Origin of the sequence: Glutamicibacter nicotianae, from assembly GCF_016907615.1 — a bacterium.
GTDB classification, from domain to species: Bacteria; Actinomycetota; Actinomycetes; order Actinomycetales; family Micrococcaceae; genus Glutamicibacter; species Glutamicibacter nicotianae.
This window is the reverse complement of the sequence record NZ_JAFBCH010000001.1, coordinates 2,445,550-2,465,912: the sequence shown is the minus strand read 5'-3', so window position 1 is coordinate 2,465,912 and position 20,363 is coordinate 2,445,550. Positions and strand designations below refer to the sequence as shown.

General features: G+C 61.5%; 19 protein-coding genes. 13 read left to right on the top strand and 6 right to left on the bottom strand.

Annotation, left to right across the window (positions count from 1 at the left end):
- Positions 1-60: 60 nt before the first annotated feature.
- From JOE62_RS11720 to JOE62_RS11710, 3 genes are all read right to left on the bottom strand, one after another.
- Complete coding sequence (locus JOE62_RS11720; RefSeq protein ID WP_073705990.1) at positions 61-618, bottom strand: anti-sigma factor domain-containing protein; 558 nt, start codon at positions 616-618, stop codon at positions 61-63.
- 124 nt (positions 619-742) lie between these two features.
- Positions 743-1,204: a tRNA (cytidine(34)-2'-O)-methyltransferase gene (locus JOE62_RS11715; RefSeq protein WP_038990563.1), complete on the bottom strand. Its 462-nt coding sequence runs from the start codon at positions 1,202-1,204 to the stop codon at positions 743-745.
- A gap of 44 nt (positions 1,205-1,248) precedes the next feature.
- Positions 1,249-2,148 carry a J domain-containing protein gene (locus JOE62_RS11710; RefSeq protein WP_204722494.1) on the bottom strand — a complete coding sequence of 300 codons (900 nt, stop codon included), beginning with the start codon at positions 2,146-2,148 and terminating at the stop codon, positions 1,249-1,251.
- 117 nt (positions 2,149-2,265) lie between these two features.
- Here JOE62_RS11710 and JOE62_RS11705 point away from each other — a divergent pair, with 117 nt between their 5' ends.
- Positions 2,266-3,165, top strand: a complete 900-nt coding sequence (locus tag JOE62_RS11705) for a diacylglycerol/lipid kinase family protein (protein ID WP_204722493.1) — start codon at positions 2,266-2,268, stop codon at positions 3,163-3,165.
- Here JOE62_RS11705 and JOE62_RS11700 read toward each other — a convergent pair.
- Positions 3,134-3,892 (bottom strand): dihydrofolate reductase family protein, encoded by a 759-nt coding sequence (locus JOE62_RS11700; RefSeq protein ID WP_204722492.1) that lies wholly within the window; start codon positions 3,890-3,892, stop codon positions 3,134-3,136. The two genes, JOE62_RS11705 and JOE62_RS11700, sit on opposite strands and share 32 nt — an antisense overlap.
- Positions 3,893-3,904: 12 nt before the next feature.
- Complete coding sequence (gene folP / locus JOE62_RS11695) at positions 3,905-4,831, bottom strand: dihydropteroate synthase (RefSeq protein WP_204722491.1); 927 nt, start codon at positions 4,829-4,831, stop codon at positions 3,905-3,907.
- Between the two features lie 112 nt (positions 4,832-4,943).
- On the opposite strand from folP, the gene JOE62_RS11690 reads away from it, so the two are divergent.
- Genes JOE62_RS11690 through mnmA form a run of 3 tightly spaced genes read left to right on the top strand, consistent with a single transcriptional unit; the run spans position 4,944 to position 8,151 of the window.
- On the top strand, positions 4,944-5,753 hold the full coding sequence (locus JOE62_RS11690) for a hypothetical protein (RefSeq protein ID WP_204722490.1): 810 nt from the start codon (positions 4,944-4,946) through the stop codon (positions 5,751-5,753).
- 29 nt (positions 5,754-5,782) lie between these two features.
- The gene (locus JOE62_RS11685; protein WP_204722489.1) at positions 5,783-7,018 is read left to right on the top strand and encodes a cysteine desulfurase family protein; all 1,236 of its coding nucleotides are present in this window, start codon (positions 5,783-5,785) and stop codon (positions 7,016-7,018) included.
- A complete protein-coding gene (mnmA, locus tag JOE62_RS11680) occupies positions 7,015-8,151 on the top strand; it encodes a tRNA 2-thiouridine(34) synthase MnmA (protein ID WP_073705995.1) in 1,137 nt (378 codons plus the stop codon). The genes JOE62_RS11685 and mnmA overlap by 4 nt, the downstream gene beginning before the upstream one ends.
- A 170-nt stretch (positions 8,152-8,321) precedes the next feature.
- Here the strand turns inward: mnmA and JOE62_RS11675 are convergent, their stop codons facing one another.
- Positions 8,322-8,681 carry a hypothetical protein gene (locus JOE62_RS11675; RefSeq protein ID WP_204722488.1) on the bottom strand — a complete coding sequence of 120 codons (360 nt, stop codon included), beginning with the start codon at positions 8,679-8,681 and terminating at the stop codon, positions 8,322-8,324.
- A gap of 227 nt (positions 8,682-8,908) precedes the next feature.
- On the opposite strand from JOE62_RS11675, the gene JOE62_RS11670 reads away from it, so the two are divergent.
- The 9 genes from JOE62_RS11670 (at position 8,909) to JOE62_RS11630 (ending at position 20,331) form a co-directional block, all read left to right on the top strand.
- Positions 8,909-10,540 carry an ABC transporter substrate-binding protein gene (locus JOE62_RS11670; RefSeq protein WP_204722487.1) on the top strand — a complete coding sequence of 544 codons (1,632 nt, stop codon included), beginning with the start codon at positions 8,909-8,911 and terminating at the stop codon, positions 10,538-10,540.
- A 145-nt stretch (positions 10,541-10,685) separates the two neighbouring features.
- A complete protein-coding gene (locus JOE62_RS11665; RefSeq protein ID WP_204722486.1) occupies positions 10,686-11,777 on the top strand; it encodes an ABC transporter permease in 1,092 nt (363 codons plus the stop codon).
- 2 nt (positions 11,778-11,779) lie between these two features.
- Positions 11,780-12,766, top strand: a complete 987-nt coding sequence (locus tag JOE62_RS11660; RefSeq protein ID WP_204722485.1) for an ABC transporter permease — start codon at positions 11,780-11,782, stop codon at positions 12,764-12,766.
- Entirely contained in the window at positions 12,763-14,457 is a 1,695-nt protein-coding gene (locus tag JOE62_RS11655) for a dipeptide ABC transporter ATP-binding protein (RefSeq protein WP_204722484.1), read from the top strand. The genes JOE62_RS11660 and JOE62_RS11655 overlap by 4 nt, the downstream gene beginning before the upstream one ends.
- Positions 14,458-14,565: 108 nt before the next feature.
- A complete protein-coding gene (locus JOE62_RS11650) occupies positions 14,566-14,937 on the top strand; it encodes a chorismate mutase (RefSeq protein ID WP_204722483.1) in 372 nt (123 codons plus the stop codon).
- Positions 14,930-15,994 (top strand): uroporphyrinogen decarboxylase/cobalamine-independent methonine synthase family protein, encoded by a 1,065-nt coding sequence (locus JOE62_RS11645; RefSeq protein ID WP_204722482.1) that lies wholly within the window; start codon positions 14,930-14,932, stop codon positions 15,992-15,994. Before JOE62_RS11650 ends, JOE62_RS11645 begins: the two co-directional genes overlap by 8 nt.
- A gap of 136 nt (positions 15,995-16,130) precedes the next feature.
- Entirely contained in the window at positions 16,131-16,811 is a 681-nt protein-coding gene (mtrA, locus tag JOE62_RS11640; RefSeq protein ID WP_204722481.1) for an MtrAB system response regulator MtrA, read from the top strand.
- A complete protein-coding gene (gene mtrB / locus JOE62_RS11635; RefSeq protein WP_204722480.1) occupies positions 16,808-18,628 on the top strand; it encodes an MtrAB system histidine kinase MtrB in 1,821 nt (606 codons plus the stop codon). Before mtrA ends, mtrB begins: the two co-directional genes overlap by 4 nt.
- The gene (locus tag JOE62_RS11630; RefSeq protein WP_204722479.1) at positions 18,628-20,331 is read left to right on the top strand and encodes an LpqB family beta-propeller domain-containing protein; all 1,704 of its coding nucleotides are present in this window, start codon (positions 18,628-18,630) and stop codon (positions 20,329-20,331) included. The genes mtrB and JOE62_RS11630 overlap by 1 nt, the downstream gene beginning before the upstream one ends.
- Positions 20,332-20,363: the final 32 nt, after the last annotated feature.

Sequence of the window (20,363 nt, the reverse complement as noted above, 5' to 3'; positions counted from 1 at the left end):
GGGGCGAAGATCATTAAATGGTCTTCGACCCGAGCTCTTTGCTTAGCCGGTGGTGAGTTGCTAGCTCGCGTCCTGCGTTTCTTGGTCTTGGGCCAGCGGAAGGTCCACTGAAGCTTCAGCATCTTCAGATGGCATGTCCGGGATCTTGGCTCCCTCAATGGTGATGTGAAGCGCAATCACATCATCGGCTGGGGTCAGTCCAGCCGAGGCGTCTTCACCGGTGCTGGAAACGATCACCGAGACACTGCCGGACTCATGCACGGCCCAAGCAACGTACTGTTCCGACCCGTCCAAGGCCGGCAGCTCGGAGAGCTCGACACCCACAGCATTTTCGGACTCGGAGGAGCTGAGCACCGCTTGCCCGCCGCTCTTCAACTCGACGGTCTGGGTGACCGCATCATCGGCTTTGGATGCCTTAGATGCTTTCGTGCCCCCATTGAGCAGGGTGAAAATCACCAACGCTAGGACAACGATGATGGCAAGTCCTGTAACTGCGAAGATCCAGCGCTTGGGCTTTTTCTTCGCTGCACGTGAACTGCTGGCCACTTGGCTCACCAGGTCTAGACCCAGGTTCTCGTCCTGGGGTTCGTCGCGGTGCTGGGAATGGCTACCGTTCATGGTCTTGGAATCTCCCGAAATGTAGTCGGCACAGTTCAATACCCGTGAAACTGCGGGTACAGACTCGAGCCTACTTTATAAAGATTAGGTAAAGCTGTATGCGTGGCGCTGGCGAGCTGGTACTTTATGCGCCAGCGAAGCCGTGCTGGCGCCACGCTTCGAAAGCCACTACGGATGCCGTGTTGGCCAGGTTCATCGAGCGGCGTCCTGGAAGCATCGGCAAGCGGACCAAATCGGTGACGCGAGGATGCTGCTTATCCTCTGCGCTTAATCCAACAGATTCACGGCCGAAGAGCAGGATGTCGCTGGTCTCGTAGCTGATGTCCGAGTAGACAGTGGTTCCTTCGGAGGTGAAGGCGTAGACCCGGCCTTCACCCAACGCATCAAAGGCAGCATCAAGATTTTCATGCACCGTGACATTCGCCAGATCGTGGTAGTCCAATCCAGCGCGACGCAGGTTGGCATCCTCGAAGTTGAAGCCCAGCGGCTTCACCAAATGCAGTTCTGCGCCGGTGATGGCTGCTAGTCGGATGGCGTTGCCGGAATTACCCGGGATCTCTGGGGCATTGAAGACGATACGAAACACTCAACTAGTTTAAGCTCTCGCCGTGAAGATTTAAGCCATTGACCTTAGTACATCGCCTCTAGCAACTTCGCCAGGGCCAGGCGGTCAACAACATTTGGCGATGGACCGGAGCCCAGGAAGAGTTTCAACTCGCGGATCAATCCCGCGGCGTTGAGCACATTTGGCGTCGATGCCAGGGTTGGATCGGCATTGCGGCGGTACTCGATGACCGGTTCGTGATGATTGCCGTTGGCAGAAAGCACCAGGGTGAACGCGACAACGTTCATCCGCATGAACTGGCGTTGCATTCCGGAGATGGAGAACTGCGGAGGCTGCGTCAGCTTATTGCCGTGGCGCAAAACGTTGCCGTCAAAGGAATAATAGCCATCGGGCAACGTCATCGTGTTGATCACTGCCATGCGGTAACCGGCAAACAGCACATGGTCGTAGTGGCCGGATGCCGGCGAACGCAATCCATTGACCAAACGGGCCGCCGGCAAGATATTCATTACATTCTTGGCCAGCAAGTTGATGGTCTGGGCTTCGCGAAGCAGCCTCGATCGGTTGGAGAACAGACCGCGCTTGCGAGGTTCTCCGTGTACACGCTGCTCACAGATCTTCTTGTCCGGCAGCGCCAAGGAGGATTCTGACAATGGCGGTACATACTCGGTGGGCAACTGGGCCTTGGGTTGCTGTGGGCTCTTGCGCAAGCGCTCGTCGAACGGACGGGCGCTGAATCCGGCGCGCGAAGCGTTGCCCGGAGCCGGGAAGCTCTGCTCATAGTCCAGCGGAGCTGCCAGATCGTTCAGCTGCTGGAAAGCACGCTGCACTTCTTTGAACTTGTCTTCGCTGCCACCGAGGTCTGGATGCGTGGCGCGAGCAGCTCTCCGGTATGCGATCTTGATCTCTTCCAAGCTCGCAGTGGGCGCGACACCAAGAATTTCATAGGGACTTGGTGTGCTCATTGAACGGAAGAATCCTTTCGGTGCAAATGACGAGATGGCCAGTGCTTCCCATTTTAGCGAACGCAACCCAGCAAATTCTTTGTAGAAGCGTCAAGTTGCTAGGTAATCTCTATGCTCATGAGCTCGTTTGCGCACGCCAAAAAGATTCGAATCATCTTCCACCCGGCCTCAGGACGAGGACAGGGGATGCGCCGTGCTCAGCAACTTGCTCAACAGCTGGGGGTTCTGGGACTGGAGCACGAGCTGGTTGATACCTCAGTTACCAGTGTGGAGCAGGTCGGCGGTCGGCTCAGAGCTTCGCGGATCATCATCGTTATTGGCGGTGATGGCCTGATCCATCACTGCATCCAGCATGTTGCGGGTACTGCGATTCCCGTTGGGATTGTTCCGGCTGGCAGCGGCAACGACTTCTGGCGCATGACTGGGGAAGCGAAGGCAGAAGATTCCTTGGCCAAGATGATTGCATTTTGCAGGCAACCGGGAGCAACGACGCCCATCGACCTGTTGGAACTGCGGTTTGACCAGGCCGGGGGATCACCGCGTTATGCGCTGGGTGCGGTCTCCTGGGGCTTTGAAGCCACCGTCAATGCGAAAGCCAACGCGCTGCCACGGCAACTCGGATCCTTGCGGTACATCGCCGGACTGATCCTGTGCATCCCGCAGCTGCGCGGATGGCACAGCGAGATCAAGGCCAATGGACTGGAATTTAGCGGGAGTGTCCTGGCCGCCAGTTTGGCCAATATAAAGTCCCTGGGCGGAGGAATCAGGCTCTTCCCGCGTGCCGAAATAACCGACGGCACCGCAGAATTGGCGATCGTACGGGGAGCACGGATTCTGCGTGTCCTTCCGTATCTGCCGAGAATCCTCACCGGCGCACCACACCCATGGAAAGTCAGCGCACACCTTGCACACGCCCGCGTGGAAACTACTCGGAGCAGCTATGCAGACGGGGAATGCGTCGGCGAGGGGCCATTCGACCTATCAGTTATTCCGGCTGGGATTCAGCTGATCTCCTGAACCGGTAGTCGCAGAAGAGCATGCTGTTCTCTTCGAAAAGGGAATGCAGCTCGAACTGGAGGAAAGCCTGCTGCTCGTGAACCGCAATTCTCATGCCATCGCCAGCCACCAGCACCGGGGAGTGGCTGATGCAGGCTGAATCCACGGCGCCAGCCGCGGCGAATTGTCCAAATATATGGGGACCGCCCTCGGCATGGATGAAGCCAAGACCTCGGGAATGCAGGTAGTCGACAATTTCCTGCGGAGCACATCCACCGTCCTTGTCAGAAACCTGCACGAGGGTGGCATTGGTCCCGAAAGCTTCACGCTGTTCGTCAGATACGTGGACGCTGGTGAAAAGCAACACCGGAACTGGGGATTTGGCAAAGACCGGCTCAGGTGGCTTCATATGCAATCCGTGGGAAACAAGCGCCAGCACAGGCTGTGGTGGCATCCCACGCTCGATTCGCCATGCCATGTCCTCTTCGGATAGGAGCTGGCCTTCGTATCCCTCGGCACGCACCGTTCCCGCACCGACCAGGATTACGTCCGCAAGTCGGCGCAAGAGCGAGAAAATCCTTCGATCGCCCGGTGAACCCAAACCGCCGGAAAGCCCATCAACCTGGGCGCTGCCATCGATGCTGCTGACGAAGTTGAAACGCACGAAAGGGCGTTGCCCACTGGAGTAGCGTTCAAGCAGGAACTGGTCATCGACCTGATCAGACTGATGGGGGAGCAGGGCACGCATCTGGAGAACTCCTTACTGACTGGCTTCGCGTTCTGGGTGCGCAGGAGGATTGACATCCCCCATGTTGTGAATCTGGTAGGCAGGTTCCCGCCAACCCTGAGCTGCTTCTAGCAGGCGTACAGTCTGCACCGATTCAGGAATGTTGTGCATCCGCAGAATCCGGGCGCCATTCATCGCGCAGATTGTTGCTGCCACCATGGATCCGACCATGCGCTCGGCCTTCGGCAAGTTCAGCGTCTCGCCAATGAAATCCTTATTCGAAACTGCAGCCAATGCCGGATAGCCCAAATCAGCAAAGGCCTGGAACCCGGCGGTCAGGTCCAGTGTGTGGCGGGTGTTCTTGTTCAGGTCATGGCCCGGATCGACAATGATCTTCGCTGGCGAGATACCAGCATCCAACGCGACCTGGACCTTCTCCACCAGGTACTGGCGGATTTCGTCTACCACATCGTCATAGTGCGGGCGCGGATAGACGGTGCGGGGCTTGGCCAGCGAATGGGTGATCACCACGTGCACATTGTTCTTGGCCACCGCCTGTGCCAATTCCGGGGAGGAAAATCCTGTGGTGTCATTGATGACATCCGCACCGGCCTCAATGGCGGCTTGCGCCACCTGTGGGTGGAAAGTGTCGGCCGAGATGATCACCGAACTGCGTTGGCGCACTTGGCGGATCACCGGGACAATTCGCTCCGCCTCCTCCTGCCACGGAAGCTCGGGGCCAGGGGAGAAGGGCACCCCGCCGATATCCACCCAGTCTGCGCCCGCCTCAACCGCACGCATGGCAGCGGCTACTGCATCGTCCAACCCAAAGGTCGACCCTGCATCGTAGAAAGAATCCGGGGTGCGGTTGATCACGGCCATCACCGCGATCCGCTTTGAGAAATCCAAGGAACGCTGCGAAAAATCATGGACGGGAACCAAGAATTCAGGCTTGAACATGCAGGAAGGCTCCCTTAGCTGGTTTCGACAAGTCATCTGTTGTTCTTCTATTCATACCACCGAGTATGGCAGGGAGACGGAATTCCTCTGCTGATCTCGCTAGGCTTAGAGCATGCAGTTTTCCCACCTCTCCGCAGATCACGGGCAATGGATCGCGTCCGCTTGCGCATCGGCCGACCCCAGCACGGTTGTTGCCCAAATCCCTCACGGCTTTGAACGCTACGTTCGCATCTTGCACCCATCCCTGGATGAGGATGACCAACTAGTGCGCTGGGAGACGGTGGCGCAGAGCCGCAAGCACATCATCACTGCGGCCGATCTTTTCGAAACCGTGGCCGGACTGGACGCGCAAGGCAATCCTGAAACCGAGGATGCCTGGGTGGATTCCGATCTGCCCCTTGACCAGCTCCCGGAATCCCAATGGCATGCCCTGGCCGCAGAACTTCTCGCGGCTTCCCCGCAGGACCAGAAGTTTGTGGTGGGCTTGTGGGCAGGCTATGCCTTTATCGAAGGCGGTGATCGAATCCAGATTGAGCGCGAACCGGATCCTGCTTTGAACGATGAAGAGAACCAAAGGGAGTACGAATTGGCGCTCGCCGAAGCGCAGAAGCCGGCCTTTAGCCCCGAGGTCATCCACGCGGACCTGCTGGAGCTGGGTGGCGGATACCGGAACTACCACCTGTTCGAAGCGGACGCCGAGTTCTTGGCGCGACCCGAATGGGCAATAACTGCCGACGGTGCCCAGCGCCAGCGCCCTGCATTGGCCTTTGCAGCAGACCACTCGTGGATGCTGTCAACCGAACCCTTCGATGACTGCACTATTCTGGGCGGACCCGCGTCATTGATCGAATCGATCCTGAATAATCCGGTCCTGGAAGCCATTGAGGTCGGCCAATTCACACGGATTGGCCATTCTAACTAGGGCACCAGACCCCGTACCATTGAAGAGTTATGAATACTTCCGCCGTATACTTGGATCACGCGGCAACCACCGATCTGAATCCAGCAGCTCTCGCTGCGATCACCGAGCAGTATTCCCGCACGGGAAACCCGTCGTCCTTGCACACGGCAGGACGTCGTGCCAACCGTACGGTGGATGATGCCCGCCAGGCTATTGCCAATGCCGCCGGGGCGCACCCCAGCGAATTGATCTTCACATCTGGCGGAACCGAATCGGATAACCTGGCGCTGAAGGGCCTTTTCTGGAACCGCGTAGCGGCCAACGAGCAGGCGCGCGCCATCGTGCTCACCGGCATCGAGCACCATGCGATCCTGGATACGGCAACCTGGTTGCAGGACCACGAGAATGCCACCTTGCTGTGGTTGGCCGTTGACGGGGACGGCGTAGTTGATCTCGATGCGGCAGAGAAGCTTTTTGCAGAGCACCACCAGCGCATTGCCTTGGCGACCTTGATGTGGGCCAACAATGAAGTCGGCACCGTGCAGCCAGTTCGTGAATTCGCCGCCTTGGCTGGCCGCCACGGGATCCCTGTGCACTCGGATGCGGTCCAGGCCTTCGGAGCGGTGGAGGTCGACTTCGCCTCCTCCAATTTGGCCACCATGGCGATCAGCGCGCATAAGATCGGCGGCCCGGTAGGTATCGGCGGACTGCTGGTTCGCAGGGATGTCGTGCTCACCCCTGTGCAGCACGGCGGCGGACATGAACGCAAGCTGCGTTCGGGCACCCTGAACGCCGCCCACGCGGCCGGCTTCGCCGCTGCGGCTACTGCGGTGCGTGCCGAATTGCAGCAGGAAGCCGCGCGGCTGAGCGAACTGCGCGAATACGCTGTCGAGAAGATCAGCGGCTTAATTCCAGAAGCCGTGCTGAACGGTCCACGGGACCAGGCCAACGAAGGCAAGCGGTTGCCCGGCAATCTGCACTTCACTTTCCCCGAATGCGAAGGGGATTCCCTGCTCTTCGGCTTGGATATGGTGGGCATTGCCTCATCTACTGGTTCGGCCTGCACCGCTGGCGTTCCGCAGCCTTCGCATGTTTTGCTGGCTATGGGACGCGATGCGCGCGCCGCGCGCAGTGTGCAACGTTTCACATTGGGGCATACATCCACGCGCGCCGACGTTGACGCATTACTAGAGGCTTTGCCGCAAGCATATGCCCAGGCAAAGAAGGCTGGCATGGCAGCCGATGAAAGCAGCATCCACACGGCAGGAACAGGTTTTACACGATGAAAGTACTAGCAGCGATGTCCGGAGGCGTGGACTCGGCGGTCGCCGCCGCCCGCGCGGTTGAAGCTGGCCACGATGTGGTCGGCGTGCACCTGGCTCTGTCCCGCATGCCAGGGACCCTCCGCACCGGTTCGCGCGGTTGCTGCACCTTGGAAGACTCCAATGATGCCTGGCGTGCCTGCGACAAGCTGGGCATCCCGTATTACGTCTGGGATTTCTCTGACCGCTTCGCCGAGGACGTGGTGGATGACTTCGTAGCTGAATACGAGGCCGGCCGCACCCCGAACCCGTGCATGCGCTGCAATGAGAAGATCAAGTTCGCCGCCTTGCTCGAGAAGGCCCTGGCCCTGGGCTTTGATGCGGTCTGCACCGGCCACTACGCCAAGGTGCTGCGCGACGAGCAGGGCAACCCGGAGCTGCACCGCGCCGCGGACTGGGCCAAGGACCAGTCCTACGTCTTGGGCGTGCTGACCCACGAGCAGCTGGAGCACTGCATGTTCCCGCTGGCCGAAACCCCCTCCAAAGCGGAAGTCCGTGCCGAAGCCGCCGCGCGTGGCCTGACGGTCGCGAACAAGCCCGACAGCTACGACATCTGCTTCATCCCTGATGGGGATACCCGCGGATGGCTGGCTGAACGCATTGAGATGAAGCCAGGGGAGATTGTCGACCACGAGGGCAACCAGCTTGGCGAGCACGAAGGCGCGCAGGCCTTCACTGTTGGCCAGCGCAAGGGCCTTCGCCTGGGCCGTCCGGCTGCCGATGGAAAACCGCGTTTCGTGCTGGAAATCCGTCCGAAGGAGAACAAGGTGATCGTCGGTCCAGAGGCTCTGCTGGCCGTGGACCAGTTGCGCGGTATCCGCATTTCCTGGGCGGGCGTGCCAATCGCTGAAGTCTTCAGCGGAGACACCTTCGATTGCATGGTGCAGGTGCGTGCGCACGGCGATCCGGTGGCTGCTGTGGCTCACATGGAGCGCTCCGATGAGGGCCGTGACGAGCTGGTAGTCAATCTCCCTGAAGGCATGCGCGGAGTTGCGCCGGGCCAGACCATGGTCGTTTACCAGGGCAGCCGGGTGCTTGGCCAGGCAACCATCGATTCTGCCCGTTCCAGCGCCTGGGACTCCAGCAAGGTCAACTGATTATGCCGACGCAAAGAAGCCCTTGGTTCCATTCGAAAGAGAATGGAACCAAGGGCTTCTTTGCGTCAAAGGCTCTTTAGCGTCGCCAAAGGGCAAAAGATGGGTTGTTGCCCCGCTCGCGGAATGTCCGAGTAGCCGGGCGAGCCAATTGAAACGGATGGAGACAGCTTCTAGTCCTCGTCGACAATGCCGAACATATGGGCCGAAATATCCTGGTACTCCACGCGAGTCTTGCCTTTTTCCAGCCTTGGCAGCTGCGCCGGGGAGTGCGTGTGGCAGTGCACGAAATCGAAGGCAGGCCACCACTTCTTGGGACGCTCGTACTCGCTGAAGCCGCAGACTTCGCAGACCAGGTGAATCCACACTGGCCGTTTGCCGGTGCGATTCGCACGCGACTGGGCCAGCCATGCAGGCGGGTTCGAATTCAGCTCACGAAACTCGGCTTCGCTCAACTTCGACGGGATGCCGTGCTTCTTGGCCATTTCTACTGGGATATCCAACGCGATTGCCGCGTCTCTACGAGTCATCATTGGTATCTAGCTTATGCCACCGGGCGAACACCCCGGAAGCCATGCCAGCCCATCGCAACGGTGAGTTAGCGTGGCTATGGGCTGAAGCGCAAAAAGCGGGCGTTGAGACCGCGCTTTTGCCAATTTCCACCTCTTCCATTCGTATTTCGTGCCCTGCATCACATAGGCTATGTGAAGCATGTGCTAAACATCACAGTGCATGCATGTATCTAGACGAAGGATGACTCATGACTCGCAAGAAGAACGGACTGCGACTCGCAGCAGCCGTTGTGGGTATCTCTGCCCTGGCTCTGACCGGCTGCACCCAAGCTGCAGACAGTGGCAATGAAGGCGGCGGCAATGGCGATACCAGCGCCCCGATCACCCTGGGCACCACCGACAAAGTGACCTCTCTGGACCCTGCTGGATCCTACGACAACGGTTCGTTCATGGTCATGAACCAGATCTACCCCTTCCTGCTCAACTCCGAGCCGGGCAGTCCGGACCCATCGATGAGCCTTGCCGAATCCGCAGAGTTCACTTCCCCGACCGAATACACGGTCAAGCTGAAGTCGGGCTTGAAGTGGGCCAACGGCCACGACCTTGACTCCAAGGACGTCAAGTTCACCTTCGACCGCCAGCTGAAGATCGCGGACCCCAACGGTCCTTCCTCGCTGCTTGGCAACGTCGAGTCCATCGAAGCGCCAGATGCCACCACCGTGGTCTTCAAGCTGAAGGTCGCCAACGACCAGACCTTCCCGCAGGTGCTGACCTCTCCGGTCGGCCCGATCGTTGATGACGAAGTGTTCTCCGCGGACAAGGTCATGGACGACCAGGAGATCGTTGAGGCCAAGGCCTTCGGCGGCCAGTACGTCATTGATTCGTACAACAAGAACAACCTGATCTCATTCAGCGCCAACGAGTCCTACCAGGGCGTGCTGGGCCCGGCTGCCAATGACAAGGCGGCGATCAAGTACTACGCCGACGCCAACAACCTGAAGCTCGAAGTCCAGGAAGGCAAGATCGACGTCGCTTGGCGTTCGCTGACCCCAACCGACATAGAGGACCTGGGCAAGGATGAGAACCTCGTGGTCCACAAGGGCCCCGGTGGCGAGTTGCGCTACATCGTCTTCAACTTCGATTCCATGCCGTACGGCGCCAAGACCGATGACGCTGATGAAGCGAAGTCGCTGGCCGTGCGCCAGGCCGCCGCGCACCTCGTGGACCGCGAAGCCATCGCGAAGAACGTCTACAAGGACACCTACACCCCGGCCTACTCCTACGTGCCGCAGGGCTTTACCGGTGCGATTGAACCGCTGAAGGACCTGTACGGCACCGACGGAAAGCCGGATGCCGCCAAGGCCAAGAAGGTTCTGGAGGATGCCGGCGTCGAGACTCCCGTCAAGCTCGCACTGCAGTACAACCCGGACCATTACGGCCCGAACTCCGGTGACGAATACGCACTGGTTGAGAAGCAGCTGGAAGCCGATGGCCTGTTCGACGTCGACCTGAAGTCCACCGAATGGGTGACCTACCAGAAGCAGCGTGTCTCGGATTACCCTGCCTACCAGCTGGGCTGGTTCCCTGACTACTCGGACGCAGACAACTACCTGTCGCCGTTCTTCGCCAAGGACAACTTCCTGTCGAACAACTACGACAATCCCGAGGTCGACAAGCTGATCTCCGAGCAGCGCGGCATGACCGATGCCGCCGAGCGCACCAAGGCCATCGAGGAACTGCAGACGATGGTGGCCGAGGACCTGTCCACGCTGCCGCTGCTGCAAGGTGCCCAGGTGGCCATTGCGGGCAAGGACGTCAAGGGCGTCGACAAGACCTTGGACGCTTCGTTCAAGTTCCGTCTCGGTGTGCTGAGCAAGTAATTCCGCTCCAGCCTCGCAGACAGCAAACCTGAGGGGATCCGCCACGCGCCAGCAACGGCAGACGCGGTGGATCCCCTTGGCATGCGCCGTCAACGGCAACTTTCCACGGCGCAGCGCCACGCATCCTGAACCAAAAGGACAGACGATGACTATCACGTCGCCACCGGGCCAAGAAGCAAGCCCGCTAGCAGCACCCAAACCAGCAAAGCAGAAGGGCGGGGGATTCCTCCGCTACCTGATTACCCGATTCTTGCTGATCATTCCCACTGTCTTCATCCTCATCACAGTGGTGTTCTTCCTGATGCGCGTGACCGGCGACCCGATCACCGCGGCCCTGGGCGGACGGCTCACACCGGACCAGCTGGCTCAGCGCATCCACGAGGCCGGCTACGACCGGCCGATCCTGATCCAGTACTTCGAGTACCTGGGCCAGATCATCACCGGGGACCTGGGCCGCACCATGAGCGATAACCGCGCGGTCACCGAGGTGCTGGCCACCTACGGCGCAGCCACCTTGGAACTGGCCATCAATGCGGTGATCGTCGCGCTGCTGGTCGGCATCCCGCTGGGCCTGGTCGCCGCGAAGTTCCGCGACCGCTACACGGATGCCGTGCTGCGCATCCTGGCCATCCTCTCCTACGCCACCCCGGTCTTCTTCGCCGGCCTGCTGCTCAAGCTGGTTTTCGGCGTGTGGCTCGGCTGGCTGCCCATCAGCGGACGTGCCGACTGGCAGACCGAACTCGAGCTCACCGGATTGCAGAGCCCCAGCGGCATCTATTGGCTGGACGCGCTGCGCAGCGGCAACATGGAAGCATTCGCCAACGTCACCGAGCATGCGATCCTGCCGGCATTGGCGCTGGGCCTGCTCACCGGCGGCGTGTTCCTGCGCCTGGTGCGCACCAACGCGATTGGCACGCTGGGCCGTGAATACGTCGAAGCCGGCCGTTCGCGCGGTGTCAGCGAATACCGGCTGACCACCAAGCACGCCTACCGCCCGGCATTGATCCCGATCATCACCGTCATGGGCCTGCAAATCGCTATGCTGCTCGGCGGCGCGGTGCTCACCGAGACCACCTTCGAATGGTCGGGGCTTGGCTTCAAGCTCGCCGAATACCTCACCGCCCGCGACTTCGTGGCAGTGCAGGGCATCGTGGTGCTGCTAGCCATTATCGTCGCCGTCACCAACTTCATTGTCGACGTGCTGGCCGCCTTGATCGACCCGAGAGTCAGGTACTAATCATGAGCACAGCAACCCTGCCCGCCTCGAACAAATCCTGGCTTGACCGGCTCCCGGTCATTTCCCACCTGCGCATGTCCTCGGGCCTGCAGCGCGGCATGCTGATTGCCGGCCTGATACTGTCCGGGCTGTTCATCTTCACCGCCTTGTTCGCACCGCTGATCGCGCCCTTCGACTTCGCGCAGTCCTCGGACGCTTCGGGCGACTTCCCGCGCCAGGCTGCCCCGGACAGCAAATTCATCTGGGGCACCACCGCCACCGGCTACGACGTGTTCTCGCGCACCCTCTTCGGCGCGCAGACGGCCATCTGGGTGATCCTGGCCGCCGTGGTCATGTCCCTGTTCCTCGGCGTGCTGCTGGGGCTGGTCTCCGGCTACCTCGGCGGCTGGTTCGACCGCATCGCCGTGGTGCTGTCCGACGCGATCTATGCCTTCCCGTCCCTGCTGCTGGCCATCGTGATGTCCATCGTGATCTCGCAGGGCCAGTCCTCGCTCTTCGGCGGCGTGATGGCGGCCGCCATTTCCATCACCGTGGTGTTCATCCCGCAATACTTCCGCGTGGTCCGCGCCGAGGTGATGCGCCTGAAGGCGGAGCCGTTCGTGGAATCCGCCCAGGTGATCGGTGCCAGCCCATGGCGGGTGATGTTCGCCCACCTGCTGCGCAACGCCACCCGCACCCTGCCGCTGATCTTTACGCTCAACGCGACCGAGGCGCTGCTGACCCTGGCCGGCTTGGGCTTCCTGGGCTTCGGCATCGAGCCGACCAGCGCGTCAGAATGGGGCTACGACCTGAACCGCGCAATGTCCGATGCGACCAGCGGCATCTGGTGGACCGGCCTGTTCCCGGGCTTGGCCATCGTGCTCACCGTCATGGGCCTGACCCTGGTGGGCGAATCCATGAATGACCTCAATGACCCGCGCCTGCGCCGCTTCAGCCGGAAGAAGGCCAAGCGCATCACCCAGTCCGGGCAGGTAGGAGCAAGCAAATGACCAATAGTCCTGTCCTCAATCCAGTGGCCGACGCCGGCACCTCCGATGTGCTGCGCGTCGAGGACCTGAACATCGATTTCGTCACCGACGCCGGCGCCGTGCCAGCGGTGCGCGGTGTCGACCTGCAGGTCAAGGCCGGAGAGATCCTGGCTATCGTGGGCGAATCCGGTTCCGGGAAGTCCGTCACCGCGCGCACCGCCTTGGGCATCCTTGCCGAGAACGGCGCCTCCCGCGGCGGCGTCTACCTCAAGGGCAAGAACATGCTGACCCTGCGCGGCCACGAGCTGCGCGAAACCCGCGGCCGTGATGTGGCCATGGTCTTCCAGGAGCCATCCACCGCGCTGAACCCGGTGTACACCGTGGGCTGGCAAATCATGGAGGGCATCCGTGCGCACAACAAGATCTCCAAGAAGGAAGCCAAGGCGCGCGCCATCGAGGCGATGCGCCAAGTCGGTATCCCGGATCCGGAGCAGCGCGTGGACTACTATCCGCACCAGTTCTCCGGCGGGCAGAAGCAGCGCGTGGTCATCGCCGCGGCGCTGGCCCTGAAGCCGGAGCTGATCGTGGCCGACGAGCCGACCACCGCATTGGATGTCACTGTTCAGGCCGAAATCCTGCAGCTGCTGCGCGATTTGCGTGACGAGCTGGGCACCGCGATTGTCATCATCACCCACAATATGGGCGTGGTGGCCGATATCGCGGACCGCGTGATCGTGATGAACCAGGGGCAGATCGTCGAGCAAGCACCGGTGATCCAGCTCTTCGAAGCCCCGCAGGAGGACTACACCAAGTCCCTGCTGGCCGCCGTGCCGCACCTGGGGCGCGAAAGCGCCTCGGAAGGGCTGGCCGAACGCCCGCACCAGGATGCTGAAGTGCTGGTGGAAGCGGCGGGCCTGAAAGTGCATTTCCCCGGTCGCCTCGGCGCTCCGGGCTTCACCGCTGTCAACGAGGTGGACCTGAAGATCCACGCCGGGGAGGTCTACGGCCTGGTCGGCGAGTCGGGATCGGGCAAGACCACCATCGGGCGCAGCATTGCCGGGCTCAACCGCATCACCGGCGGCTCGCTGAAGGTGCTGGGCTACGAAATGGCCCAGTTCAAGGAACGCACCTTCAAGCCGCTGCGCGAGCAGATCGGATTCGTGTTCCAGGATCCAGCGGCGAGCTTCAACCCGCATCTGACCGTGGGCGAATGCGTTGCCGAGCCGCTGGCAGTGCACCGCGACCTGAATCCGCCGCAGACCCGTGCCAAGGTGGCCGAGCTGCTGGAGTCGGTGCAGCTGCCGGCCGGATTCGCGAACCGGTACCCGCACGAGCTCTCCGGCGGCCAGCGCCAGCGCGCCTCGCTGGCCCGCGCCCTGGCCCTGGAACCGAAGCTGCTGATCGCCGATGAGCCAACCAGCGCGTTGGACGTTTCGGTGCAGGCGAGGGTACTGGAGCTGTTCCGCGAATTGCAGGCCGAACTGGGCTTCGCGGCCCTGTTCGTCTCGCATGACCTGGCAGTGGTCGACCAGCTGGCGACCTGGGTGGGCGTCCTGTTCCGCGGCAGCCTGCTGGAAGAAGGCCTGGGCTCCAAGGTGCTGGCCAACCCGATGCACGAGTACACGCAGCGGCTCATTGCCTCGCTGCCGGTGCCGGACCCGCGCGAGCAAGCCCAGCGCCGCAAGCTTATCGAGCAGCTGAACGGATCCTGAGCCACGGCAACCAAGGAACCACGGGCATGTCCCGGACACGGTTTGGCACCGTGTCCGGGGCACGTCACCTTGTGCGCAATCCGGAATGTGAACCCGTAAACTGGTGCCATGGACGAGCCGAAGAACACTGAGACCACCCAGTCATTCGACCCGCACGCGAGCTCGTTGCAGGGCGAGGTGAAGAATGAAGTCCTCGAAGAGCTGTACGCAATCCGCGGCAGCATCGACAACTTTGATGCCCAGCTGGTCTTCCTCTTGGCCGAACGCTTCAAGGCGACCCAGCGCGTCGGAATCCTCAAGGCCAAGCACCAGCTGCCGCCCAGCGATCCGAACCGCGAGAAGGCGCAGATCGAGCGCCTGCGAGCCCTGGCTCACGAAGCGCATCTTGACCCGGAATTCGCTGAAAAGTTCTTGAATTTCGTGATTTCTGAAGTCATCCGCCACCACCAGAACATTTCAGACTCGCACAACAATGCCTGAGCAAGAACTGCAGGTCGCTGAACGCCACGATGTCCACGCCACTGCCTTCTGCCAGTTCCCGGGCACCGACCCGCTGGCCATCCATGAAGTGGTGCGCGGCGAGTTGGGGGAGCCCAACCTCGCCGTCTTCCCGCAGCTGCCTGATCGCGGTGTCGGTGCGGATGCCGTAGGCCGCAGCGCCGCGCTGCTGGCTGACCTCGGCTTCGATTTGCAGCCGCATGGCTGGAGGATCGGCGTCACCGACGGCATCGATGCCCGCCGGGCGCGCAGCATCCTGCGCAGCGACGAGAACCTGCTCGCCGATGTTCTGGGCGCCGAAGCCCGCCCTGCCCGGCGGCTCAAGCTCACCCTGCTCGGACCGTGGACCCTGGCCGCCAGCCTGTACCTGTCCAACGGGGAGCGCGTGATCAGCGATCACGGGGCACGGCGCGATGTCATCGAGTCCTACGCCCACGGAGCCCGCGAGCAGCTGGGCCGCCTGGCCCGCGTCACCTCGCTGGCCGACTTCACCATCCAGCTTGATGAGCCGCTGCTGGGCGACGTGCTTGACGGCACCATCAGCACCGCCAGCGGCTACCGAACCCTGCGCTCGATTCCGCGCGCCGAAGTGCGCGGCTCCTATGAGCAGTTCCTCAAGGTGATTGGCGGCGATGCCCAAGGCCAGCGGGTCGCCTCGCTGCTGAACCTGCCAACCTGGGACGAGCACTGGATTGAACGGGTCGATCTGCTGCACCAGGCTGGTGCCGGTGCAATGCTCATCGACCCTTCCGGCCTGACGCACCGCAAATGGGAACGAGTCGCCGGGTTGGTAGAAGGCGGAGACCGCGTCTTCTTGCAGGTGCTGGCCCCTTCCGAGCGGGCCCCGGGAGTTGTCGAGGCGGTGAACTCCATTCTGCGTCCATGGCGCCAGCTGGGCTTGGGACTGGGACAGCTCGGGGCGCTGACCCTGATGCCGCGCGGGGATTTCTCGCGCAGCAGCTCGGCCCAGGCCATCGAGAACCTGCAGCGGCTGGCCAGTTATGCCCAAGCGTTGGAGCAGACGCGCGTCGATGCCTAGCCAACGCCCTGATTCCTGCCGGTCACAGCGGAAAAGGGCAGTTGATCATGTATCTTAGGAATAGTGGGGTAGCGGATCTACCCGGTTTGGCCAATTGGCGGAAAACCTCAGACCTACGGTTTCAGGGGGACATGGGATGAAGGCCCGGATTTTAGTCGTTGACGATGACGAAGCGTTGTCGGAAATGATTGGCATTGTGCTGCAAAACGATGGCTTCGAGGCCTCGTTCTGCTACGACGGTTCCGGCGCTCTCGAAGCGTTCCGCGAAGCCAATCCGGACCTGGTGCTCCTTGACCTGATGCTTCCCGGCATCGACGGCATCGAGGTCTGCAAGCAGATCCGTGCCGAATCCGACGTTCCCGTCGTAATGCTCACCGCCAAGTCGGACACTGCCGACGTGGTCCGCGGCCTGGAATCCGGTGCAGACGACTACGTGCCCAAGCCTTTCAAGCCAGCTGAGCTGGTAGCCCGCGTGCGTGCCCGCCTGCGTCCGAGCGAAACCCACGCCGCAGAGACTTTGCAAGTTGGCGAAGTGTCCATCGATGTCGCTGGCCACCGCGTGACCCGCGGAACCGATGTTGTTTCGCTGACTCCGCTGGAATTCGATCTCCTGGTGACCATGGCCCGCAAGCCTTGGCAGGTCTTCAGCCGTGAGCAGCTGTTGGAAGCGGTCTGGGGCTACCGCCATGCGGCAGACACCCGCCTGGTCAACGTCCACGTGCAGCGCCTGCGCTCGAAGATTGAAATCGATCCAGAGAAGCCGCAGATCATCCAGACAGTTCGCGGTGTCGGATACAAGGCTGGTTCGGCAAGTTGAGTTCGCACACGTCGGCCGGTACAGAGTTGGTTCCGGTCGATGTGCATGTCCATTCGCAGTCCAAGCCTGCGAGGTGGAGCAATATCGAGCCGTGGATCAGGCGCCCGTGGCACACGGCCAAGCTGCGCTGGCAACGCCACCTGCTGTTCCGCACCGTCATATCGACGCTGCTTTTCACCGCTTTGGCCCTGGTTGCGGCAGGCGCCTTCCTCTCCAACCAGATCGCGTCCACGCTCTACGAGGAGCGCGTCAACCAGATATCCAAGGAATCCGAGCGCGGCTTGACCCAGGCGCGCTCGATTCTTGAATCGGCATCCACCACCGACCGCGCCTCCACCCAGGCCCTGGTGAATTCCACCTTGGCTTCGCTGGAAGGCGATGGCGCAACCGTGGTGCGCGATTTCGTGCTGATGCCCATTGCCGGCGACCAAAGCCTTTATGTCGGTCCGATGGCTTCCGGTTCGCTGACCACCCGTGTGATCCCCGGCGATCTCGCGGAGCGGGTTGCAGGGGAGCAAGGCATCTATTGGCGTTCCATCGAACTGGGGGCCGATAACGCAACCAAGCCCGGACTCATCGTCGGCACCAAAGTCCTGATTCCGCCTGGCCGCGAATACGGTTTGTACCTGGTCTATGACCTGTCCAGCGTGCAGGACACCCTCGAATTCATCAACCGCGCAATGGCATTCACCGGCCTCATCCTGCTGGCTGTCGTAGGCTTCGTCGCGTGGTCGGTGGCCCGCACAGTGGTCCGCCCGGTGGCCGATGCCGCCTACGTTTCGGAGAGGATTGCCACCGGTGATCTGGACCGGCGAATGAAGGTCGCAGGCAAGGACGAGGTGGCCCGATTGGGTACTGCCTTCAACCACATGGCGCACTCGCTGCAAGAGCAGATCACGGCGCTGAATAATCTCTCGGCCATGCAGCAGCGCTTCGTCTCCGACGTATCGCATGAACTGCGCACCCCGCTGACCACCGTGCGCATGGCGGCCGAAGTGATCCACGATGCCCGCGAAGACTTCGATCCGCTGACCGCGCGCTCGGCTGAACTGATGTACAACCAAATCGAGCGTTTCCAGCACCTGCTCAACGACCTGCTGGAAGTATCCCGCTTCGATGCCGGTGTTGCGGTGCTTGACCGCGAATCCACCGACTTGAACGTCATTGCCCGCAAGGTCATTGACATCGCCACCCCGGTAGCCGATGAATACGGTTCGCTCATCCGCCTGAACGCGCCGAGCGAAGGCTGCGTCGCAGAGGTTGATCCGCGCCGGGTCGAGCGAGTCATCCGCAACCTGGTGCTCAATGCGGTGGAGCATGGCGACAGCAAGCCGATCGACATCACCATCGGATCCAACCAGAACGCGGTAGCGGTCACCGTGCGGGACTACGGCATCGGCATGACCGAGGAAGCATGCAACCATGTCTTCGACCGATTCTGGCGTGCCGACCCCGCCCGTGCACGGACCACCGGAGGCTCCGGCCTCGGCCTGTCCATTTCCATGGAAGACACCCGGTTGCACGACGGCCGGCTGGAAGCATGGGGCAAGCCGGGCATCGGATCGGTGTTCCGCCTGACCTTGCCGCGCAGCGAAGGCCTGGAGATCGTGTCGTCGCCGCTTCCATTGGAACCGCCAGTTCCGGAGAGCCTGGCTAGCGTCATACTGGGGGACAGCTTCCCGCTGACCGGCGAGGTGCCGAAGATCGGGTATACCCCGCTGGTTCTCGATCCGGATATGGATGAGGATCAGCTGCATGATGATGTCACCGATCCGACCCCGGGCCGCAGCGAACAGAAGAAGGAAGGGGAGAACTGATGAGGAAGAGAATCTTTTCCAGCCTCGCCATCATTCTCTCAGCGGCGCTCGCACTCTCGGGCTGCGCTTCGATTCCCAGAACTTCCACTGTCCAGCAGATCGAGGCCGAGACCGATGCCAGCGGCGCTGAAAGCTACAGCTACGCGGCGGAGGGGCCTGCAGCAGGTGCTGACGCGCGGGCCATCGTCGAAGGTTTCGTCGAGGCAGGCCGCTCGGTATCCGAGGATTACGCGGTCGCCCGCGAATTCATGGACGGGCAGCTGAGCAACACCTGGCGTGGCGACACGCAGACGCTGATCTACGATGCCTTCAACGTGGTCAACGGCGCGGATGCGAACCAGTACACGGTTCAGCTCGAAATCACCGGCGAAGTCGATGAGCATGGCGTGCGCACCAACTACCCGGATCATTCCACCCGCGCCGTGGATATCGAGGTCGCCAAGGTGGACAATGAATGGCGCATCACCAAGGCCCCGGACGGCACGATGCTCGAAGCCTCGACGTTCACCAAGATCTTCGCGGCGCAGACCCTGTACTTCTACGATGCCAGCTTCGCCTACCTGGTACCCGACATCCGCTGGTTCACCTCGGGTTCGGGCACCACCACCTCGATGGTGGAGGCCTTGCTGGACGGCCCGGCGCCGTACCTGCAAAATGCCGTCATCTCCGCTTTCTCAACGGCCAGCGAGCTGGTGCGTTCCGCGGTGCCGGTGCGCGATGGCGAAGCCACCATCGACTTGAATTCCAATACCTTCGCGGAAGCCACCGACCGGAGCATACTGCTGATGCGCCAGCAGCTGGAAACCACGCTGACCGGCCTTGCTTCGGTAGACTCGGTCAAGCTGCTTCGTGAGGAAAACGAAGTCAACCTGTCCACTGAGGACACGAATATCGAGCCGGCGAAGGTCAACCCCAGCACGCAGGATACATTGATCGGCATTTCGGACCAGTACCTGGTCTACGTCAAGGGGCTGTCGATCATCCCGGTGGGCGGTGTGCCGGATATTTCCGGCTACGACCCGCGCGACCCGGCCATGTCTCCGGTCGGCAATCGCTATGCCTTCCTCAATGGCCGCCGCACCCAGCTGTGGGGCATCGACGACAGCGGCCAGCTGCGGCTTTCGCTGGAAGGCCGGGAGCTGATCCAGCCGTCGATGGATCTGGCCGGCTGGACCTGGACCGCGGATAACGGGGCATCCACCCCGATCAGGGCGGTCCCCGCCGACACCGAAATGAAGGGCGAGGCCCGTCCCATCGACGTGGCCTGGCTGGAAGGCGCCCAGATCGATTCACTGCGGATTTCCCGCGACGGCGCGCGGGCCCTGATCGTGGCCACCGAGGGCAACAGCACTTCGGTCTACGTCGCCGGAGTGATTCGCGATGCTGAAGGCGTTCCACGCGGGCTCACGGATTCGCCAATGAAGATCTATCCAGAAGTACCGGTTAACACCGCATTATGGGATTCCGACAGCTCCATCATCGTTGCCGAGCTCGGTGATGACGAAGCCGTTGAAGCGGCCCAGATTACCTTTGAAGGCGGCAGCGAGCAGCTGCAGCTGCTGCTGGGCATGGTCGGCATCGCTACCGGGGTCGGCAACCGCCGCGAGGTATATGCCGAGACCAATGAAAAGCTGTACACCCGGGTCGGAAACTCATGGCATGAGCTAGACGATTTCGCCCAGGATGTCGCCTATCCAGGCTAAGTCGGAGCCGGTTCCACAGTTCGCCGGCGACT